This window comes from Pseudomonas monteilii NBRC 103158 = DSM 14164, from assembly GCF_000730605.1.
In the GTDB taxonomy this organism is placed as follows: Bacteria; Pseudomonadota; Gammaproteobacteria; order Pseudomonadales; family Pseudomonadaceae; genus Aquipseudomonas; species Aquipseudomonas monteilii.
Map to the genome: position 1 here is coordinate 33,841 of NZ_BBIS01000051.1, position 16,723 is coordinate 50,563.

The following is a 16,723-nucleotide window of genomic DNA, read 5'->3' on the forward strand; positions in this document are numbered from 1 at the left end:
GTTCAGCTCCCGACGTAACTGGCGCAGCATTTCTTGAACTTCTGCCCGCTGGCGCAGGGGCAGGGGTCGTTGCGCCCGGCCTTCAACCCGACCGTAGGGTCGATGAAGTACCAGCGCCCGGCATGCTGGACGAACGCCGAGCGTTCACGGTGCTGGTGGTCGCCCTCCTGGTCGTGCCAGCGTGCGGTAAAGGTGACAAAGCCGTGTTCCGGTTGGCCGCCGAGTACTTCAGCGCTTTCTACCTCCAGGCCCAGCCAGGTGCTCTGGGCGCTCCAGGCGGCCATGGCGGCGCGGTCCAGGTCGGCTTGTTGGGCGGGCAAAGTGGTGGCCACCAGGTAGTCGACCAGGCCCAGCACGTAGGCACTGTAGCGTGAGCGCATCAGCGCCTGGGCATCGGGTGCCGGGGTGCCGGCATGGTAATGCCCACAGCAGGCATCAAGCAGGTTGCCACTGCCACAGGGGCAGACCGAGACACTCATCATCACCACCAGTACTTGCCGAAGTTTTCAGGGTTGGCCCAGAACCTGGCGTTGAGCCAGTCCGGGACCTGCTTGTAGTCATGTAGATCATAGGTGAACAGGCTCAATACCTGCTGGTCACGGCAGAATTTCTCACTGGCCGACAGGGCCAGGGCGAAAAAGTCGGTGTCTTGCCAGCCGCAGGCGGCCAGATCGGCCAGCACGGCAACCCGGCTGGCATTGAGGTTGCGGATGCCGCCGAGCAGCTCCAGGCCCGTGCGTTTGGGCAGGTGCTCCAGGCAGTCCACCAGCACCGCCAGGTCAAAACGCTGGGCCGCAAGCTCGGCCGGAAGCGGGCCAGGGGCCGCTGTGGCGATGGTCACCTGCGGGTGTGCCTCGGCGAAGGCGTCGAGCGCCGGGAAACGTGTGCCCACCAGCAGCAGGCGTTGCGGGGTGAAGCGCTCCAGCAGGGCTGCCAAAGCCTGCTGCGGCGTACGTTGGGAGAAACCTTCGGTCATTGCCAATCCTCGTTCAAGTCGTCCAAGACTAGCGGGCCGCAGCCTGCGGGCAAAGAGGCATGTGACCGCGTCGTGGCTGATTGCTGGCAGGGTTGGAATGCGCGGTCTTTACTCCCAGAGATCGGCCTTATGCCGATTCCCCCTAGGAGAAGCAATGAAATGAGCATAGTACGCACAGCGATACCCCTGGTACTGCTCACCAGTGTGTTGACTGGTTGTGCAGGTTTGCAAAAAACCGACTGGCCGAAATGTGCCGCCGTCGGGGGTGTAGGCGGCGCCGCATTGGGCGCTATTGAAAGTTCCAGCTGGGCTGGCTGGGGCGCGTTGCTGGGCGGTGGCCTGGCGGCGGGTTACTGCTGGGCCCATGGAGATGGCGACGAGGATGGCGACGGCGTGCCGGACAGCCGTGACAAGTGCCCTGGCACCCCGCGTGGGGTGCAGGTCGATGCCAACGGGTGCCCGCCTGAGCCGGCAGCCGTGGTCGAGGAAGTGGTGGTGCAGAAAGAAGAGGTCATCGTCATTCGCGATGTGCACTTCGAATTCGACTCTGCGAAGCTGACCGCCCGCGATAAAGAGCGCCTCAACACCATTGCCACGCGCCTCAAGCAGGAAGCGCCATCCGCCCGCCTGAGTGTCAGCGGCCACACCGACAGTGTGGGTTCCGACAGCTACAACCAGAAACTGTCCGAACGTCGTGCCCACTCGGTGACCGATTACCTGGTCGAGAGCGGCGTACCGCGCAGCAGCTTCGTTTCGGTGGTCGGTGCCGGTGAAACCCAACCGGTGGCTGACAATGCCACGGCCGAAGGGCGTGCGATGAACCGTCGTACCGAGATCAAGATCCAGCGGTAACACGGCATGCGCCCGTGCCTTGAGCAGTGGCACGGGCGCGTCTTGATGCCGGCCAGCCGTTTGTGGCCAAAGACACAGGAGCATTCAGCATGAGTGTGACGTCGAAGGCGGCACTGCCGCTGTTGGTGGCTGCCAGCCTGCTCGCAGGCTGCGCTACCCATAGCGATGGCAGCGCGCCCCTCAACCAAAGGACCTGGCCCATCTGCAGCCTGTTGGGCGGCTTGGTCGGTGGCGGCCTGGGCGCTATCGAAAGTTCTGCCTGGGCCGCAGGTGGCGGCGCCCTGGGCGCCATTACCGGGGGGCTGATCTGCTATGCCCAGGACGGTGACGAAGATGGCGACGGTATTTTCGACCGCCGCGATCGTTGCCCCGACACCCCAGCCAACACGGCGGTCGACCACATGGGTTGCCCGTTGAAGGTGTATCCGGCAGCCCCCCCTGCTACCGCACCCGAACCTGCACCTGAGGTGATCATCCTGGATGACAACGGCGCGGTGATGTTCGCCTTCGATTCCGCCGACCTGACCCCGGCGGCCCAGCAACGGCTGCAAGGCCTGGTGGCTAAGCTCAATTCCCCGACGGTAGCCAAGGTCGCCGTGGTCGGGCACACCGACAGCGTGGGCTCCGACACCTACAATCAGGCGCTTTCCGAGCGCCGTGCCAGCAGTGTTGCCGAATACCTTATCAGCCAGGGCCTGGAGCCCGGCAAGGTCACCAGCCAGGGGCGTGGGGAAAGCGAGCCGGTCACCGACAACGAAACCGAGGAGGGCCGCGCGCGCAACCGACGGGTGGAGCTGCACCTCAACTGAGCGGCGCTGGCGCCTGCCTTGGCATTGCAGTTAATGTGGGGTGCACGGCCCGCTCGATCGGGCCGTCTCGACATAACAACAATCGATAGGGGCGGGGTATGAAGTTCATCCTGGGCCTGGGCAAGGTCCTGACGGTCGCTTTCTGGGGGGTGGTGTTGTTCAATCAGTTGTTGCCACAACCTTTGCCCTTCAATCTGCTGATCAATGCCGCTGGTATTTTCCTGTTCGGCCTGCACCTGCTCGAAGTGCTGTTCTTCAATGGCAGCCTGCGTGGGCGCAGCCATCGCTGGTTCGACCGATTGCAGATCCTGTTGACGGGCATCTTCCATGTCATGTCCATTCCCCGTGCGCAGGAGGCGCCGCGAAATGCGTAATCTGATGTTGCTGGCCATGTTGGCCACTCCCCTGGCTCAGGCCGAAAGCCTGGAAGTCGCCGCCAATTCCATGCTGCGCCTGCCCGACAAGTCGGCCAGCGTGCACCTCACGCACTTGCGTGTCGCTGATTCGGCAACCCTGCTGCTGCCTGCCTCGCTTGCGGAATTGAAGGTCGACCAGCTGGAGCTGGGGCGTGATGCGCGTATCGCCATTGCACCTTCCGATAGCCCGTTGCTGATCGAGGCGCGCAGCGCCAGGTTGGGCGAAGGCAGTGAATTCAGTGCTCCAGGGGCTGCCGGGAGCTACCAGCGGGCAGCCCGCTCGGGCCGCAGTCTGGACCTGAAACTGGCTGAACTGGATGCCGAACGGGTGGCGATCGATGCCCGTGGCGGCGCCGGTGCGCCGGGGTACGTGGGGCTTGATGGTGCCAATGGCCAGGCAGGTGGTTGCACATGGGGCCAGGCCAGTCGCGGTGCCAATGGCGATAATGGCGGCAACGGGCACGACGGCGCCCCGGGTGGGCGCATTCGTCTGAGCCTGCCGCAAGGGTTCCCGCAGGAGCACATTGTGGCGCGTCTGGATGGCGGCGCCCCGGGGAAGGCCGGGGCGGCAGGCAAGGCGGGTAAAGGCGGGGCGAGTAAAGGTTGCCTGGTGTACAGCACCGACGCTGGGGCCAATGGCCGGCCGGGACAGCCGGGCCAACCTGGGTTGGCGGGGGCCGCGGGTGAGCTGATCCTGCAGCGCCTCTGAGCCACGCCGCTCCTACAAGGGGCCGCGCAGGTCGTTAGATAATCAGCTGTCAGAGCATCAGTCGCGAACTGGCAACTGCAACGACCGCCAGGCCCAGCAGGAGGTTGATCCCCACCATGCGCCGAATCCGCCCCAGCACTGCCGCACCCGTCGGCCAGTCCTCGGCTTGCACCGCCGTCTTCAGCTCGGGCAACAGCAATGCCTGAATGCGCATGAACAAGGCAAACATGGCGATCCCTCCACCGATCATCACCTGCACATACTTCGGCGCAGTCTCGAAGCCGCTGAAGCGCATGTGCAACATGCCGATACCACTTATCGCCAAAATCGCTACAGCCACCCAGACCCAGCCGAAGAAGCGTCGGAAAACTTCCACCCACAGGCGCAGGCGCGCAGGCCCTTCAAGGGCTGCAACCGTTGCCGGGCGCAGCACCAGCCAGGCGAAGAACATGCCGCCGACCCATATCAGGGCAGCCAGGACATGCAGTGTGTAGGGCAGGGCAAAGGCAAGCATCCGGATCTCCATGCGGCATAATGGGCAATAGCGGGGTATGATAGCCGCCCCGTGTGAAACACTGAAAATATATCCAGCCCTTCGGGCGCCTGCAGACCATGATCAGCAACGAACTCAAAGCCACCATCCAGGGCGCCTATTCGCGTTTTCTCGAAGCCAAGAGCCTCAAGCCGCGCTATGGCCAGCGCCTGATGATCGCCGAAGTGGCCAAGGTGCTTGGCGACATCGCCTGCGACGATGAAGGCCGCCGTGCCGGGGAGCCTGCCGTGGTGGCAGTCGAGGCGGGCACCGGTACCGGCAAGACCGTGGCCTACAGCCTGGCAGCCATCCCGGCCGCCAAGGCCGCCGGCAAGCGCTTGGTGATCGCCACCGCGACCGTGGCCCTGCAGGAGCAGATCGTTTTCAAGGACCTGCCCGACCTGATGCGCAACAGCGGGCTCAACTTCAGCTTCGCCCTGGCCAAGGGCCGTGGCCGTTACCTGTGCCTGTCCAAGCTCGACATCCTGCTGCAGGAAGGCCATGCCCAGTCGGCCACCGCCCAGCTGTTCGAGGAAGAAGGGTTCCGCATCGAAGTCGACGAGCGCAGCCAGAAGCTGTTCAACAGCATGATCGAGAAGCTCGCTGGCAACCGCTGGGACGGTGACCGTGACAGCTGGCCCGAGGCCCTGGAAGACCAGGACTGGGCACGGCTGACCACCGACCACAGCCAGTGCACGGGCCGCCACTGCCCGAACTTCCAGCAGTGCGTGTTCTACAAGGCCCGCGAAGGCATGGGCAAGGTCGACGTGATCGTCACCAACCACGACATGGTGCTGGCCGACCTGGCCCTGGGCGGTGGCGCGGTGTTGCCCGACCCGCGCGATACCCTGTACGTGTTCGACGAAGGCCATCACCTGCCAGACAAGGCCATCGGCCATTTCGCCCATTATTCGCGCCTGCGCTCCACCGCCGACTGGCTGGAACAGACCGCCAAGAACCTGACCAAACTGTTGGCTCAGCACCCGTTGCCCGGTGACCTTGGCAAGTACATCGAGCAGGTGCCGGAGCTGGCGCGGGAAGTGCGTACCCAACAGCAGTTCATGTTCACCCTGTGCGAGCAGGTGGCAGACTTCCGCCCCAGCGAGGATACCGAAGGCCGCGAACGCCCGCGTTACCGCTTCGAGGGCGGTGTGGTGCCAGAGCAGATCCGCGAAGTGGGCATCGAACTGAAAAAGGGCTTTGCCCGCCTCAACGACCTGTTCACCCGCCTGGCCGACCTGCTCAAGGAGGGCATGGACGGCGAGGTCAATATCGGCATCGCCAGCCATCAGGCCGAGGAGTGGTACCCGCTGTTTGGCAGCTTGGTCACCCGTGCCCAAGGCAACTGGGAACTGTGGACGGCCTTTACCGCCGAGGACCCGGAAGACAGCCCGCCCATGGCTCGCTGGCTGACGCTGGCCGAGAGTGGCGCTCTGTTCGACATCGAAGTCAACGCCAGCCCCATCCTCGCTGCCGAAATGCTCCGCCGCAGCCTGTGGAGTGTTGCCCACGGCGCACTGGTCACGTCGGCGACGTTGACCGCGCTGGGCAAGTTCGACCGTTTCCGCATGCGCTCGGGGTTGCCGCGCGATGCCGTCACCTGCGTGGTGCCCAGCCCGTTCGTACATGGCGATGCCGGTCTGCTGCGGGTCCCCGACCTGCAGGCCGACCCCCGCGATGCGGCGGCGCATACGGCGGCGATCATTCGTGAGCTGCCAAACATCGTCGAGGATGCCCGTGGCGCGCTGGTGCTGTTCTCGTCACGCAAGCAAATGCAGGATGTGTTCGACGGCCTGGACCGTGACTGGCGCAAGCTGGTGCTGATCCAGGGCAACCTGTCCAAGCAGGAAACCCTGAACAAGCACAAGGCGCGGGTCGATGATGGCCAGCACAGCGTGTTGTTCGGCCTGGCCAGCTTTGCTGAAGGTGTCGACCTGCCAGGTGCGTACTGCGAGCATGTGGTCATCGCCAAAATACCTTTCTCCGTGCCCGACGACCCGGTGGAAGCCGCTTTGTCGGAGTGGATCGAGGCTCGCGGGGGCAACCCGTTCATGGAAATTGCCGTGCCCGACGCCTCGTTGAAGTTGATCCAGGCCTGTGGCCGCCTGCTGCGTACCGAGCAGGATCGCGGCGTCATCACCTTGCTCGACCGGCGCCTGGTCACCCAGCGCTACGGCAAGGCTATTCTCAATGCGCTGCCGCCGTTCCGGCGGGAGATTTCCTGACCGCCGGAGCACTTGCTCCGGCGCGTTGTCCATTACTCAGTCTTGGGCCATGACGGCCCTGAAGGAGAGCCCCAGCCTTATGGTCCGCCGTACCCTGCCCGCCGTTTTCGCCCTGTTGTTCAGCTCGCCCTTGCTGGCCGGGCAGCAGACGCTGTTCAGCTTCGTGCGCCCGGCCTCGGTGGTCAACGTGGCGACCGAAGATGCAGGCATGCCGCAGTACAACGCGGAGCAAACGGCCGAGGGCGAGGTGCTGCGACGTGTGGTGTTCAACCCGGCCCCGCGACCGACTTTGCGCCTGAGCCCGCAAGGCGGGGTGTGGGACTGGTCTGCCGGGCAGTTCCTCACCTTGCGTCTGCAAAGTGCCATGGACTGGGCACTGACGGTTGATGTTACGGTGCAAGGCAGTGATGGCCGCACCTTGACCAGCCGCATCGACCTGCCGGCTGGCCCTGCGCAAACGGTGATGGTGCCACTGACGGCCAGCTCGCCGTTGAGCCAGGGCATGCGCGCCGGCCCTCCCATGCCCTGGAACCACGGCGGCCAGCGCCTGCTACTGACCAGCAGCGCTGGCGCGGTTGACCTCAAGCAGGTGACCTCGGTCAGCCTGAGCATCCCCAACCCCAAGGTGGCGCAGAACCTGCTGATCGAACGGGTGGGCATCCAGGATGACGACCAGGCCTATCAGGCGGCCTACCACGAGCTGATCGATGCCTACGGCCAGTCCACCCGCGCCAACTGGCCAGAGAAGGTCGCCAATGACGATCAACTCAAGGCGGCCGATAAGCGCGAGCAGCAACAGCTCAAGGGCTGGCTGGCTGAGCGTGACAAACAGCAACTGGACAGCTACGGCGGGCTTGTTGCCGGGCCGGCGTTCGAGGCCAAAGGGTTCTTTCGTACCGAAAAGCGTGATGGCCGCTGGTACCTGGTAACGCCCGAGGGGCACCCGTTTTACTCCCTGGGGGTAAATGCGGTAGCTGCAGATGGCGGGCGTACTTACGTCGCCGGCCGTGAAGGCATGTTCAAGGCATTGCCGGGTGAGGGCGAGGCATTGGCGGCATTCTATGGCGAAGGCAACAACGACGATGGCAATGCCTCGTCGCAAGGGCGCAATTTCAAGCAAGGGCGCTGGTTCGACTTCTATGCTGCCAACCTGCAGCGTACCTACGGTAAACCCTGCCCGCCGGCCTTGGAAGGGCAGCCAGCCAACTGCCCGCCGCTGGTACTGGATGCTGCCCGCTGGCAGGCGCATGCGCTCGACCGGTTGCAGGCCTGGGGGTTCAACACGATCGGCAACTGGAGCGAGCCTGCCCTGGGCCAGGCCAAGCGGATGCCCTACACCTTGCCGCTGTCGATCGTGGGCGACTACGCCAGCATCAGCACCGGCATGGACTGGTGGGGCAGTATGCCCGACCCATTCGACCCACGTTTTGCCATGGCTACAGAGCGCGCCGTGGCCATTGCCGCCCGCGATCACCGCGACGACCCTTGGCTGATCGGCTACTTTGCCGACAACGAGTTGGCGTGGGCTGCTCCCGGTAACGACCCCAAAGCCCGCTATGGCCTGGCCTATGGCACCTTGCGCCTGACCACCGACGTACCGGCCAAGCGCGCCTTCCTCAAGCAGTTGCGCGACAAGTACCGTAACCAGGAGGGGCTGTCCAAGGCCTGGGGCATCGAACTGCCCGCCTGGGAGCTGATGGAAGACCCGGGCTTCGAGGCACCGTTGCCCAACCCGGAACACCCGGAAATCGAGCGCGACTACCAGCACTTCCAGCAGGTGTTCGCCGAGACTTACTTCAAGACCATTGCCGACTCATTGAAATGGCATGCCCCCAATCACCTGCTGCTGGGTGGCCGCTATGCGGTCAGCACGCCGGAGGCGGTAAAGGCCTGTGCCGAATTCTGCGATGTGCTCAGCTTCAACTTCTATACCCTCAAGCCGCAGGACGGCTACGACTTCGCGCGCCTGGCCGAGCTGGACAAGCCGGTGCTGGTGTCCGAGTTCCAGTTCGGTTCGCGCGATCGCGGGCCGTTCTGGCCTGGGCCGCTGGAGGTGGCGCGGGAAGAAGACCGTGGCCCGGCCTATGGCAACTTCCTCAAGGCGGCCCTGGCGCAGCCGATGATCGTGGGTGCTCACTGGTTCCAGTACCTCGATCAGCCAGCTAGCGGCCGCCTGCTCGACGGCGAGAATGGGCACCTGGGGCTGGTCGCGATTACGGATATGCCCTACCCACGGTTTGTCGACGCTGTGCGCAAGAGCAACCTGCAGGCCGTGAGCCAACTGCGTACCCAACTGGAAAAGCCGACGCCTTGAGTGCAGGTTACCGTTCGTCGCGACCATTTGGCCCAAGCCAGTTTGCAAAACACTTAACTACTGAAACAATGCACACCTTTTTTGAACATGGTCGTACGGGGTACAGCGGGTGCAGATCCAGGGTCACTATGAGCTGAAGTTCGAAGCCGTGCGCGAAGCCTTTGCCGCGCTGTTCGATGATCCCCAGGAGCGTGGCGCCGCGCTGTGCATCCAGGTTGGTGGCGAAACCGTCATCGATCTGTGGGCCGGCAGCGCCGACAAGGATGGGCAGCAGGCTTGGCATAGCGACACCATCGCCAACCTGTTCTCATGTACCAAGACCTTCACTGCCGTCACTGCCCTGCAACTGGTGGGCGAGGGCAAGTTGGCCCTCGATGCGCCAGTGGCCAAATACTGGCCCGAGTTTGCCCAAGCGGGTAAACAGTCGATCACCCTGCGCCAACTGCTTAGCCACCGTGCCGGCCTGCCTGCCATCCGTGAACTGCTGCCAGCCGAAGCCCTGTATGACTGGCAGACCATGGTGGATGCCCTGGCGGCCGAGACACCTTGGTGGGCTCCAGGTACGGAACACGGCTATGCCGCCATCACCTATGGCTGGCTGATTGGTGAACTGATCCGTCGAGCCGATGGCCGTGGCCCTGGCGACTCGATCGTGGCCCGTACCGCCCGCCCGCTTGGGCTGGACTTCCATGTTGGCCTGGCAGATGAAGAGTTCCACCGTGTCGCGCATATCGCCCGTGGCAAGGGCAACCCCGGGGATGCCGCCGCGCAGCGCCTGTTGCAGGTGACCATGCGTGAGCCCGCGGCGTTGTCGACCCGTGCTTTCACCAACCCGCCAGCGATCCTGACCAGCACCAACAAGCCGGAATGGCGGCGCATGCAGCAGCCAGCGGCCAATGGCCATGGCAATGCACGCAGCCTGGCGGGTTTCTATGCCGGGCTGCTGGACGGCAGCCTGCTCGAGTCCGAACTGCTCGATGAACTGACCCGTGAACACAGCCTGGGCCAGGACCGTACCTTGCTCACCCAGACCCGTTTCGGCCTCGGCTGTATGCTCGACCAGCCCGATGTGGCCAATGCCACATTCGGCCTCGGCGCACGTGCCTTTGGCCACCCCGGTGCCGGTGGCTCGGTCGGTTTTGCCGACCCGGAGCATGATGTGGCGTTCGGCTTCGTGGTCAATACCCTTGGCCCTTATGTGCTGATGGACCCACGAGCCCAGAAGCTGGTGCGTGTCCTTGCCAGTTGCCTTTGATCGGGTAATGCGGGTATTGCTCCAGCCCTTTGACTATCCTCAATGCCAACGCCTTATGTGTGTGGGCACAATTTCTTTTAATTTCATGGTGTATCGCTGATGTCTTCACATAAAACCTTAGCACTCGCCCTGTGCCTGACCGCCGTTACCGGCTGTGCCAGCCACTCTCCGGAAGGCTCCAAGGCAGGTGGCTCCAGCTGGTGGCCTTTCGGTTCGGACAAGGTCGCCGAGCAGGAAGTGAAGGCAGCCGTCACTGAAAACGTGGCCAAAGCCGATGCCAAGTCTGAAAGCGCCAGCCGTTGGTGGTGGCCGTTCGGTGGTGATGACAAGCAAGCCAAAGGGCCTGTGGTGCCGAAGATCGACCAGAAGGCCACCCAGGCCTGGCTGGACGAGTACGAGCCCAAGCTGCGCGAAGCCATCAAGGACAGCAAGCTGGAGCTGGAGCGTCGCGACAATGTGCTGGCGGTAACCCTGCCGGTAGACAGCTCGTACAACCCTGACCGCCCGAACATGCTGCTGCCCATGACGCTCGGCCCGATCACCCGAGTGGCCAAGGCCGTCGAAGGTGACCCGAAAACTGCCGTGCTGGTGCTCGGCCACGCCGACAGCAGCGGTGTTGCAGCTGCCAACCAGAAGCTCAGCCTGGAGCGCGCCGCGTCGGTATCGGCCATTTTCCGCCTCAGCGGCCTGCAGCGTGACCGCCTGACCCTCAAGGGCATGGGCTCGGTGATGCCGCGTGCCGCCAACGACAGCGCCGAAGGCCGTTCCCTGAACCGCCGTGTTGAAATGTTGCTGACCCCGCAGAACACCATGGTCGCACTGCTGGCCAAATATCAGCAGGCCGGCCCGGCACCTGCGCCGGCTTCGATGGTTGCGGTTCAGGATGCCAAGGCACCAGCTGCCAAGGCCGCCGACAGCAAGCCAGCAGCGAAGAAGCCAGTGGCGAAAAAACCAGCAGCCAAGGCCAAGGCTCCAGCCAAGACCACCGCCAAGAAAAAAGCCGCGCCGGCCAAGCCAGCCGCCAAGAAAGCTACCACTGACAAGAAAGTAGCTGCCAACAGCCCTGCGAAGACCAACTGATCGTCAAGGAACGCAGCAATGACCCAATCCCTGGCCGATATGCGCCGCGACTACACCCGTGATGGCCTGGCCGAAGCCCAGGCTCCGGGTGAGCCGTTCGCCCTGTTTCACCAGTGGTTTGCCGATGCGGTGAAAACCGAGCAGGTACCGGTGGAAGCCAACGCCATGACCCTGGCCACTGTCGACGGCGAAGGCCGCCCGCATTGCCGTGTGCTGCTGCTGAAGGGGCTCGACACGCGTGGTTTTACCTTCTTCACCAACTACGACAGCGCCAAGGGCCAGCAGCTGCAAGCCAACCCCTTTGCAGCCATGACGTTCTTCTGGCCGGCGCTGGAACGCCAGGTGCGCATTGAGGGGCGGGTGGAAAAGGTCACGGCCAAGGAGTCGGACGACTACTACCAGGTGCGCCCGCTGGGCAGCCGCCTGGGGGCCTGGGCTTCGCCGCAGAGCCGGGTGATTGCTGGGCGTGAAGAGCTAGAGGGGCTGGTCAAGGCGACTGAGGCGCGCTTCTCGGACACCCAGCCACATTGCCCTGAGCATTGGGGGGGGTACCGTTTGCTGCCTGAGCGTATCGAGTTCTGGCAGGGCCGGGCGAGCCGCCTGCATGACCGGCTGAACTATCGGCTGGTTGATGGGCAATGGCAGCGCGAGCGTCTGGCACCCTGAAAACGTTGGGGCCGCAAAGCGGCCCCAACACTCGACCAGAGGCTACCCCACATACCCCGCAGCCTCCCGCTCCAACCACCCTGCCAACTGCTTGCGCCCCACCTTTTCCACCCGCGCTTGCTCCAGCCGCTGCAGCATATACGCGCGCTTCCCCGCATCCGCCCCCGCCAATGACAACGCCAGGTCACGGTCCATCCAGCGGCGCATGCGCACATACAACCACCCGTGAAAATACAGCCCTGCAACGGTGGTGACCACGACGATGAAGTAATCCATGGCTATCCTTGGTCTCACTTGAAAGGCCTTCGACACAGCCCGGCAGGCTGTACCCCGGCTGAATGAAAACAATTTTATTACGTTTGTACCGTGACAGCCGTCAATGTGCAGCGTCTAATGAGCACCTGACTTATGGAGACTTTACCCATGCGTAAATCCGCTTTGCTGGTGGCGACTTTTACCACCATGTCGCTGCTGCTGGGGGGCTGTGCCTCGAGCTTGACCGGTGATAGCTACTCCCGTGACGAAGCCCGCCGCGTGCAAACCGTGCGCATGGGCACCATCGAATCCCTGCGCCCGGTCAAGATCGAGGGTACCAAGACCCCGATCGGTGGCGGCGCTGGCGCCATCGTGGGTGGCGTTGCCGGTAGTGCCGTAGGCGGTGGCCGTGGCAGCATCGTGGCAGCTGTTATCGGTGCTGTTGCCGGCGGCCTGGCCGGGTCCGCTGCCGAGGAAGGGCTGACGCGCACCCAAGGCGTCGAGATCACCGTACGTGAGGACGATGGCAGCATGCGCGCCTACGTTCAGGCCGTGCAGGAGAACGAAATCTTCCGCGTGGGCGACCGTGTACGCATCATGACCGTTGACGGTACCAGCCGCGTTTCGCACTGACCGCCGCACGGTAAAACAAAACCCCGACATGGCACCTGCCAGTCGGGGTTTTTCATGCGTCAGCCAACTCAGCCCGCGTGGGTTTTGCGGCTGGCCATGGCGGTGACGGCATAGCCGATCACTGCGGCGAAGAACGAGCCGGTAAGAATACCCATGCGGTCCATGCCGGCGTATTCGCTGCTACCCGGCACAAAGGCGAGCGAGCCAACGAACAGGCTCATGGTAAAGCCAATGCCGCAGAGTATCGCGACCCCCAGCAATTGCCCCCAGCTGGAGCCCGTAGGCAGCGCGGCCAGTCGTAGCTTGATGGCCACCCATGTCAGGCCGAAAACCCCCATGGTCTTGCCCAGCAGCAGGCCGACCGCGATGCCCATCGGCACGGGGTGTGTGAAGCTTTCTAGGGTCATGCCTGCCAGCGAGACACCGGCGTTGGCGAAGGCGAACAGCGGCAGGATGGCATAGGCCACCCACGGGTGCAGGGCATGTTCGAGGGCCAGCAGCGGCGAAGTTTCGGCGTTGCGTGTGCGCAGTGGAATGCACAAGGCCAGGGCGACACCCGCCAGCGTTGCATGCACGCCACTTTTGAGCACACAGACCCACAGGATCAGGCCAACGACCATGTACGGCCCAAGTTTGACCACGCCAAGGCGGTTCAACGCCACCAGCACCACCAGGCAGGCCGCAGCCAGCAGCAGCGACACGCTCGACAGGGTGCCGGAATAGAATAGGGCGATGACAATGATTGCACCCAGGTCGTCGATGATCGCCAGGGTCATCAGGAACAGCTTCAGCGACACCGGCACGCGCTTGCCCAGCAAGGCCAGTACGCCGAGGGCGAAGGCGATGTCGGTAGCGGTGGGGATCGCCCATCCGGCAACGGCGGCAGGGGCTTCGCGGTTGATGAACCAGTAGATTAGCGCGGGTACCACCATGCCGCCGATAGCGGCCGTGGCAGGAAGCACGATCTGCGAAGGTTTGGACAGGTGGCCGTTGACCACCTCGCGTTTGACCTCAAGGCCGATTAGCAGGAAGAACAGCGCCATCAGGCCATCGTTGATCCACAGCAGCAACGGCTTGGCGATGTTCAGCGCGCCGACCTGAACGGCGACGGGAACGTCGAGCAGGCCGCTGTACAGGTAGGATAGCGGTGAGTTGTTGATGATCAGTGCCAGTACGGCGGCGGCGATCAGCAGCAGGCCGCTGGCGGCTTCAAGCTGGAAGAAACGGGTGAACAGGCTACGCACGGGCTATAGGCTCTCCATGAGCAGTTTACGAATGGAACGGGCGTACACCCTAGCCCGTGGCTATATGCTTTAAAACAAAAACTATATTCGTTTTTGTTATATGGTGTTGCTGACAGGCCTGGGGGAAGCCTAGATGGAAGTGAGGCAGGAGGGGGGAGGGGAAGCCTGATGTTGGGGGTGGATTATTCTGATGCCTGTCAGCGCCTTTTTGCGGGTAGCCCGCGAAAGGGCGCTGACAGGCAATCAAGCATCAGAGGCCGAGCATATCCCTCGCCACCGCCTCGGCAATGCGAATGCCATCGACACCCGCCGACAGAATCCCGCCCGCATACCCGGCCCCTTCACCCGCCGGGAACAGCCCCTTCAGGTTCAGGCTCTGGTAATCCTCACCCCGGGTAATCCGCAGTGGCGACGAAGTGCGCGTCTCGATCCCGGTCAATACGGCATCGTGCAGGTTGTAGCCTTTGATCTGCCGGTCGAACGCTGGCAACGCTTCACGAATTGCTTCGATGGCAAAGTCCGGCAGGCTTGGTGCCAGGTCGCCTAGAGTCACGCCCGGCTTGTAGGACGGCTCGACACTGCCCAGCGCGGTCGAGGGCCGGCCAGCTACAAAGTCGCCTACCAATTGCGCAGGCGCCTGGTAGTTGCTGCCCCCCATCACATAGGCATGGGCTTCCAGGCGCTCTTGCAGCTCGATACCGGCCAGTGGGCCGCCCGGATAATCTCGCTCCGGGTCGATGCCGACGACGATGCCGGAGTTGGCGTTGCGCTCGTTCCGCGAGTACTGGCTCATGCCGTTGGTCACCACACGGCCCGGCTCGCTGGTAGCCGCAACCACGGTGCCGCCCGGGCACATGCAGAAGCTGTACACCGAACGGCCGTTCTTGGCGTGGTACACCAGCTTGTAGTCGGCAGCGCCTAGTTTCGGGTGGCCGGCGTACTTGCCTAGGCGCGCCTTGTCGATCAGCGTTTGCGGGTGCTCGATACGGAAACCGACCGAGAATGGTTTGGCTTCCATGTACACGCCTTTGGCGTGCAGCATGCGGAAGGTGTCGCGGGCGCTGTGGCCCAGCGCCAGGACCACATGGCGCGAATGCAGCTGCTCGCCGCTCTCCAGTACCACGCCGGTCAGCTGGCCGTCTTCGACCAACAGGTCGGTCACCTTCTGCTGAAAGCGTACTTCGGCACCCAGGGCGATCATGTCCTGGCGCATTTGCTCGACCATGCCGGTGAGGCGGAAGGTACCGATGTGCGGTTTGTTGATGTACAGGATCTCGTCGGGCGCACCGGCCTTGACGAACTCTTCCAGCACTTTGCGGCCGTGGTGCTGCGGGTCCTTGATCTGGCTGTACAGCTTGCCGTCAGAGAAGGTGCCGGCGCCGCCTTCGCCGAACTGCACATTGGACTCGGGGTTGAGCACGCTTTTGCGCCACAGGCCCCAGGTATCCTTGGTGCGCTGGCGTACTTCCTTGCCGCGTTCAAGGATGATCGGCTTGAAGCCCATCTGTGCCAGCAGCAGGCCGGCGAAGATGCCGCAGGGGCCGAAACCGACCACGATCGGGCGTTCCTGCAGGCCTGCCGGGGCCTGGCCGACGAACTTGTAGGTGACGTCCGGCGCTGGGCCGATGTTGCGATCGTCGGCGAACTTGCTGAGCAGTTCGGCTTCGTTGCTGGCTTCCAGGTCGATGGTGTAGATGAACAGCAGTTCGCTGTTCTTCTTGCGCGCATCGTAGCTGCGCTTGAACAGGTTGAAGCTGAGCAGTTGCTCGTCGCGGATGCCCAGGCGCTGGACGATGGCTTCACGCAGGGCTTCGTCGGGATGGTCCAGGGGCAGCTTCAGTTCGGTGATTCGTAGCATGGCAGGGTCCAGTATCCCGGCCATGGGCGGCCGGCGGCTTTACACAAACCGCCAAGTATAAGCTGTTAGCCGCCCCGAACGGCAGGATAAAAGCGCCCGGCGATCAGTTGTCGCGTGCGCCGCCGTAGTAACCGCAGCCCTGCAGGGTCTTGCCGTCGATGCGCAGCTCGGCACGCAGGTGGTGGATGGCACCGGTGGCGTTGTCTACACAGCGCTGCGGTGCGACCCACAGTTCCACATGCTGGTTGTTGGCTTCGCTGGTCAGGGTCAGGCCGCCGCCGGGTACTTCTTCTTCCAGGAAGGGCAGGGGCAGGGGCTCCTGGCCGACACGGTTGAGCACCATGCCCTTGCCACTGGCCTTGATGTCCCACTCCGGTTCGTGGCCATTGGCGCGCAGGGTCAGCTGCTTGAAGTTGGGGTCGTCACAAGCGCGGGTGGAAGGTTCCAGGCGGTACAGGCGGCGCACTTCCAGCTGACCATCATTGTTGGCCTGCTTGCTCCCGGTAAGGCGCCCACGTACGTCGGCGAACAGCTTGTCGTTGGCGTCCTTGGCGAGGTTGGCGGCCTCTTGCAGGATGCCCGTCGCACCGACGTCGTTGATCACGAAGGTGCGGTTTTCGCTGCATGGCTTGAACAGCAACTGGCCACCGGCGGCACGCAGTTCGCCCTGCATGCGCGTGGTGCCGATGTTCGGGTCGCTTGGCGGGCTCGCCATCAGTTGGCAGCCGGCGAACAGGGGCAGCAGGGCGGTGAGCAGCAGGGTGGGGGTGAGGCGCATGGGGCGGGCTCCGGGGAATCTTTGCTGTGAAAGCTGGCCACGTTACTCAGGCTGGCGCGGGATCACAAGTTAATGGTTGCCCGTACCGGCCCTATCGCCGGCACAGGCATTACATTTCTGG

General features: G+C 63.6%; 17 protein-coding genes. 10 read left to right on the plus strand and 7 right to left on the minus strand.

What is annotated here, in order from left to right; genetic code table 11:
* Window positions 1-2: 2 nt before the first annotated feature.
* The gene (locus PM2_RS24025; RefSeq protein WP_025754557.1) at window positions 3-479 is read right to left on the minus strand and encodes a YchJ family protein; all 477 of its coding nucleotides are present in this window, start codon (window positions 477-479) and stop codon (window positions 3-5) included.
* A 2-nt stretch (window positions 480-481) separates the two neighbouring features.
* A complete protein-coding gene (locus tag PM2_RS24030; RefSeq protein ID WP_016713780.1) occupies window positions 482-976 on the minus strand; it encodes a DUF6231 family protein in 495 nt (164 codons plus the stop codon).
* Window positions 977-1,135: 159 nt separating this feature from the next.
* Here PM2_RS24030 and PM2_RS24035 point away from each other — a divergent pair, with 159 nt between their 5' ends.
* The 4 genes from PM2_RS24035 (at window position 1,136) to PM2_RS24050 (ending at window position 3,762) form a co-directional block, all read left to right on the plus strand.
* Entirely contained in the window at window positions 1,136-1,828 is a 693-nt protein-coding gene (locus PM2_RS24035; protein ID WP_016713781.1) for a PA1041 family peptidoglycan-binding anchor lipoprotein, read from the plus strand.
* Between the two features lie 89 nt (window positions 1,829-1,917).
* A complete protein-coding gene (locus PM2_RS24040) occupies window positions 1,918-2,637 on the plus strand; it encodes a PA1041 family peptidoglycan-binding anchor lipoprotein (protein WP_016713782.1) in 720 nt (239 codons plus the stop codon).
* A 98-nt stretch (window positions 2,638-2,735) separates the two neighbouring features.
* Window positions 2,736-3,011 (plus strand): DUF1145 domain-containing protein, encoded by a 276-nt coding sequence (locus PM2_RS24045; RefSeq protein WP_016713783.1) that lies wholly within the window; start codon window positions 2,736-2,738, stop codon window positions 3,009-3,011.
* Window positions 3,004-3,762 carry a hypothetical protein gene (locus PM2_RS24050; RefSeq protein WP_019096577.1) on the plus strand — a complete coding sequence of 253 codons (759 nt, stop codon included), beginning with the start codon at window positions 3,004-3,006 and terminating at the stop codon, window positions 3,760-3,762. The genes PM2_RS24045 and PM2_RS24050 overlap by 8 nt, the downstream gene beginning before the upstream one ends.
* A gap of 49 nt (window positions 3,763-3,811) precedes the next feature.
* Here PM2_RS24050 and PM2_RS24055 read toward each other — a convergent pair whose 3' ends face one another.
* Entirely contained in the window at window positions 3,812-4,276 is a 465-nt protein-coding gene (locus tag PM2_RS24055) for a CopD family protein (protein WP_016713785.1), read from the minus strand.
* Window positions 4,277-4,374: 98 nt separating this feature from the next.
* On the opposite strand from PM2_RS24055, the gene dinG reads away from it, so the two are divergent.
* The 5 genes from dinG (at window position 4,375) to pdxH (ending at window position 11,834) form a co-directional block, all read left to right on the plus strand.
* Window positions 4,375-6,519 carry an ATP-dependent DNA helicase DinG gene (gene dinG, locus PM2_RS24060; protein ID WP_019096578.1) on the plus strand — a complete coding sequence of 715 codons (2,145 nt, stop codon included), beginning with the start codon at window positions 4,375-4,377 and terminating at the stop codon, window positions 6,517-6,519.
* Window positions 6,520-6,598: 79 nt separating this feature from the next.
* On the plus strand, window positions 6,599-8,833 hold the full coding sequence (locus tag PM2_RS24065; RefSeq protein ID WP_028698539.1) for a beta-galactosidase: 2,235 nt from the start codon (window positions 6,599-6,601) through the stop codon (window positions 8,831-8,833).
* Window positions 8,834-8,942: 109 nt separating this feature from the next.
* Window positions 8,943-10,088: an EstA family serine hydrolase gene (locus PM2_RS24070; protein ID WP_016713788.1), complete on the plus strand. Its 1,146-nt coding sequence runs from the start codon at window positions 8,943-8,945 to the stop codon at window positions 10,086-10,088.
* Between the two features lie 99 nt (window positions 10,089-10,187).
* The gene (locus PM2_RS24075) at window positions 10,188-11,168 is read left to right on the plus strand and encodes an OmpA family protein (RefSeq protein WP_016713789.1); all 981 of its coding nucleotides are present in this window, start codon (window positions 10,188-10,190) and stop codon (window positions 11,166-11,168) included.
* Between the two features lie 18 nt (window positions 11,169-11,186).
* Window positions 11,187-11,834: a pyridoxamine 5'-phosphate oxidase gene (gene pdxH, locus PM2_RS24080; protein ID WP_016713790.1), complete on the plus strand. Its 648-nt coding sequence runs from the start codon at window positions 11,187-11,189 to the stop codon at window positions 11,832-11,834.
* Between the two features lie 42 nt (window positions 11,835-11,876).
* Here the strand turns inward: pdxH and PM2_RS24085 are convergent, their stop codons facing one another.
* Complete coding sequence (locus PM2_RS24085) at window positions 11,877-12,110, minus strand: hypothetical protein (RefSeq protein ID WP_016713791.1); 234 nt, start codon at window positions 12,108-12,110, stop codon at window positions 11,877-11,879.
* A 147-nt stretch (window positions 12,111-12,257) separates the two neighbouring features.
* On the opposite strand from PM2_RS24085, the gene PM2_RS24090 reads away from it, so the two are divergent.
* Complete coding sequence (locus PM2_RS24090) at window positions 12,258-12,722, plus strand: outer membrane lipoprotein (RefSeq protein WP_009684613.1); 465 nt, start codon at window positions 12,258-12,260, stop codon at window positions 12,720-12,722.
* A 68-nt stretch (window positions 12,723-12,790) separates the two neighbouring features.
* On the opposite strand, the gene nhaA is transcribed toward PM2_RS24090, so the two are convergent.
* The 3 genes from nhaA to PM2_RS24105 all read right to left on the minus strand — a co-directional run bounded on the left by nhaA (window position 12,791) and on the right by PM2_RS24105 (window position 16,602).
* Complete coding sequence (gene nhaA, locus PM2_RS24095; protein ID WP_016713792.1) at window positions 12,791-13,966, minus strand: Na+/H+ antiporter NhaA; 1,176 nt, start codon at window positions 13,964-13,966, stop codon at window positions 12,791-12,793.
* A gap of 250 nt (window positions 13,967-14,216) precedes the next feature.
* The gene (locus PM2_RS24100; RefSeq protein WP_016713793.1) at window positions 14,217-15,824 is read right to left on the minus strand and encodes an NAD(P)/FAD-dependent oxidoreductase; all 1,608 of its coding nucleotides are present in this window, start codon (window positions 15,822-15,824) and stop codon (window positions 14,217-14,219) included.
* 103 nt (window positions 15,825-15,927) lie between these two features.
* A complete protein-coding gene (locus PM2_RS24105) occupies window positions 15,928-16,602 on the minus strand; it encodes a COG3650 family protein (RefSeq protein ID WP_028698538.1) in 675 nt (224 codons plus the stop codon).
* Window positions 16,603-16,723: the final 121 nt, after the last annotated feature.

Excerpts from the sequence above, each read along its gene's own strand:
- PM2_RS24075 (WP_016713789.1), top strand. The coding sequence starts at position 10,188 with ATGTCTTCACATAAAACCTTAGCACTCGCCCTGTGCCTGACCGCCGTT.
- PM2_RS24065 (WP_028698539.1), top strand. The coding sequence starts at position 6,599 with ATGGTCCGCCGTACCCTGCCCGCCGTTTTCGCCCTGTTGTTCAGCTCG.
- PM2_RS24055 (WP_016713785.1), bottom strand. The coding sequence starts at position 4,276 with ATGCTTGCCTTTGCCCTGCCCTACACACTGCATGTCCTGGCTGCCCTG.
- dinG (WP_019096578.1), top strand. The coding sequence starts at position 4,375 with ATGATCAGCAACGAACTCAAAGCCACCATCCAGGGCGCCTATTCGCGT.
- PM2_RS24050 (WP_019096577.1), top strand. The coding sequence starts at position 3,004 with ATGCGTAATCTGATGTTGCTGGCCATGTTGGCCACTCCCCTGGCTCAG.
- PM2_RS24040 (WP_016713782.1), top strand. The coding sequence starts at position 1,918 with ATGAGTGTGACGTCGAAGGCGGCACTGCCGCTGTTGGTGGCTGCCAGC.
- PM2_RS24090 (WP_009684613.1), top strand. The coding sequence starts at position 12,258 with ATGCGTAAATCCGCTTTGCTGGTGGCGACTTTTACCACCATGTCGCTG.
- pdxH (WP_016713790.1), top strand. The coding sequence starts at position 11,187 with ATGACCCAATCCCTGGCCGATATGCGCCGCGACTACACCCGTGATGGC.
- PM2_RS24025 (WP_025754557.1), bottom strand. The coding sequence starts at position 479 with ATGAGTGTCTCGGTCTGCCCCTGTGGCAGTGGCAACCTGCTTGATGCC.
- PM2_RS24045 (WP_016713783.1), top strand. The coding sequence starts at position 2,736 with ATGAAGTTCATCCTGGGCCTGGGCAAGGTCCTGACGGTCGCTTTCTGG.
- PM2_RS24100 (WP_016713793.1), bottom strand. The coding sequence starts at position 15,824 with ATGCTACGAATCACCGAACTGAAGCTGCCCCTGGACCATCCCGACGAA.
- PM2_RS24085 (WP_016713791.1), bottom strand. The coding sequence starts at position 12,110 with ATGGATTACTTCATCGTCGTGGTCACCACCGTTGCAGGGCTGTATTTT.
- PM2_RS24030 (WP_016713780.1), bottom strand. The coding sequence starts at position 976 with ATGACCGAAGGTTTCTCCCAACGTACGCCGCAGCAGGCTTTGGCAGCC.
- PM2_RS24105 (WP_028698538.1), bottom strand. The coding sequence starts at position 16,602 with ATGCGCCTCACCCCCACCCTGCTGCTCACCGCCCTGCTGCCCCTGTTC.
- PM2_RS24035 (WP_016713781.1), top strand. The coding sequence starts at position 1,136 with ATGAGCATAGTACGCACAGCGATACCCCTGGTACTGCTCACCAGTGTG.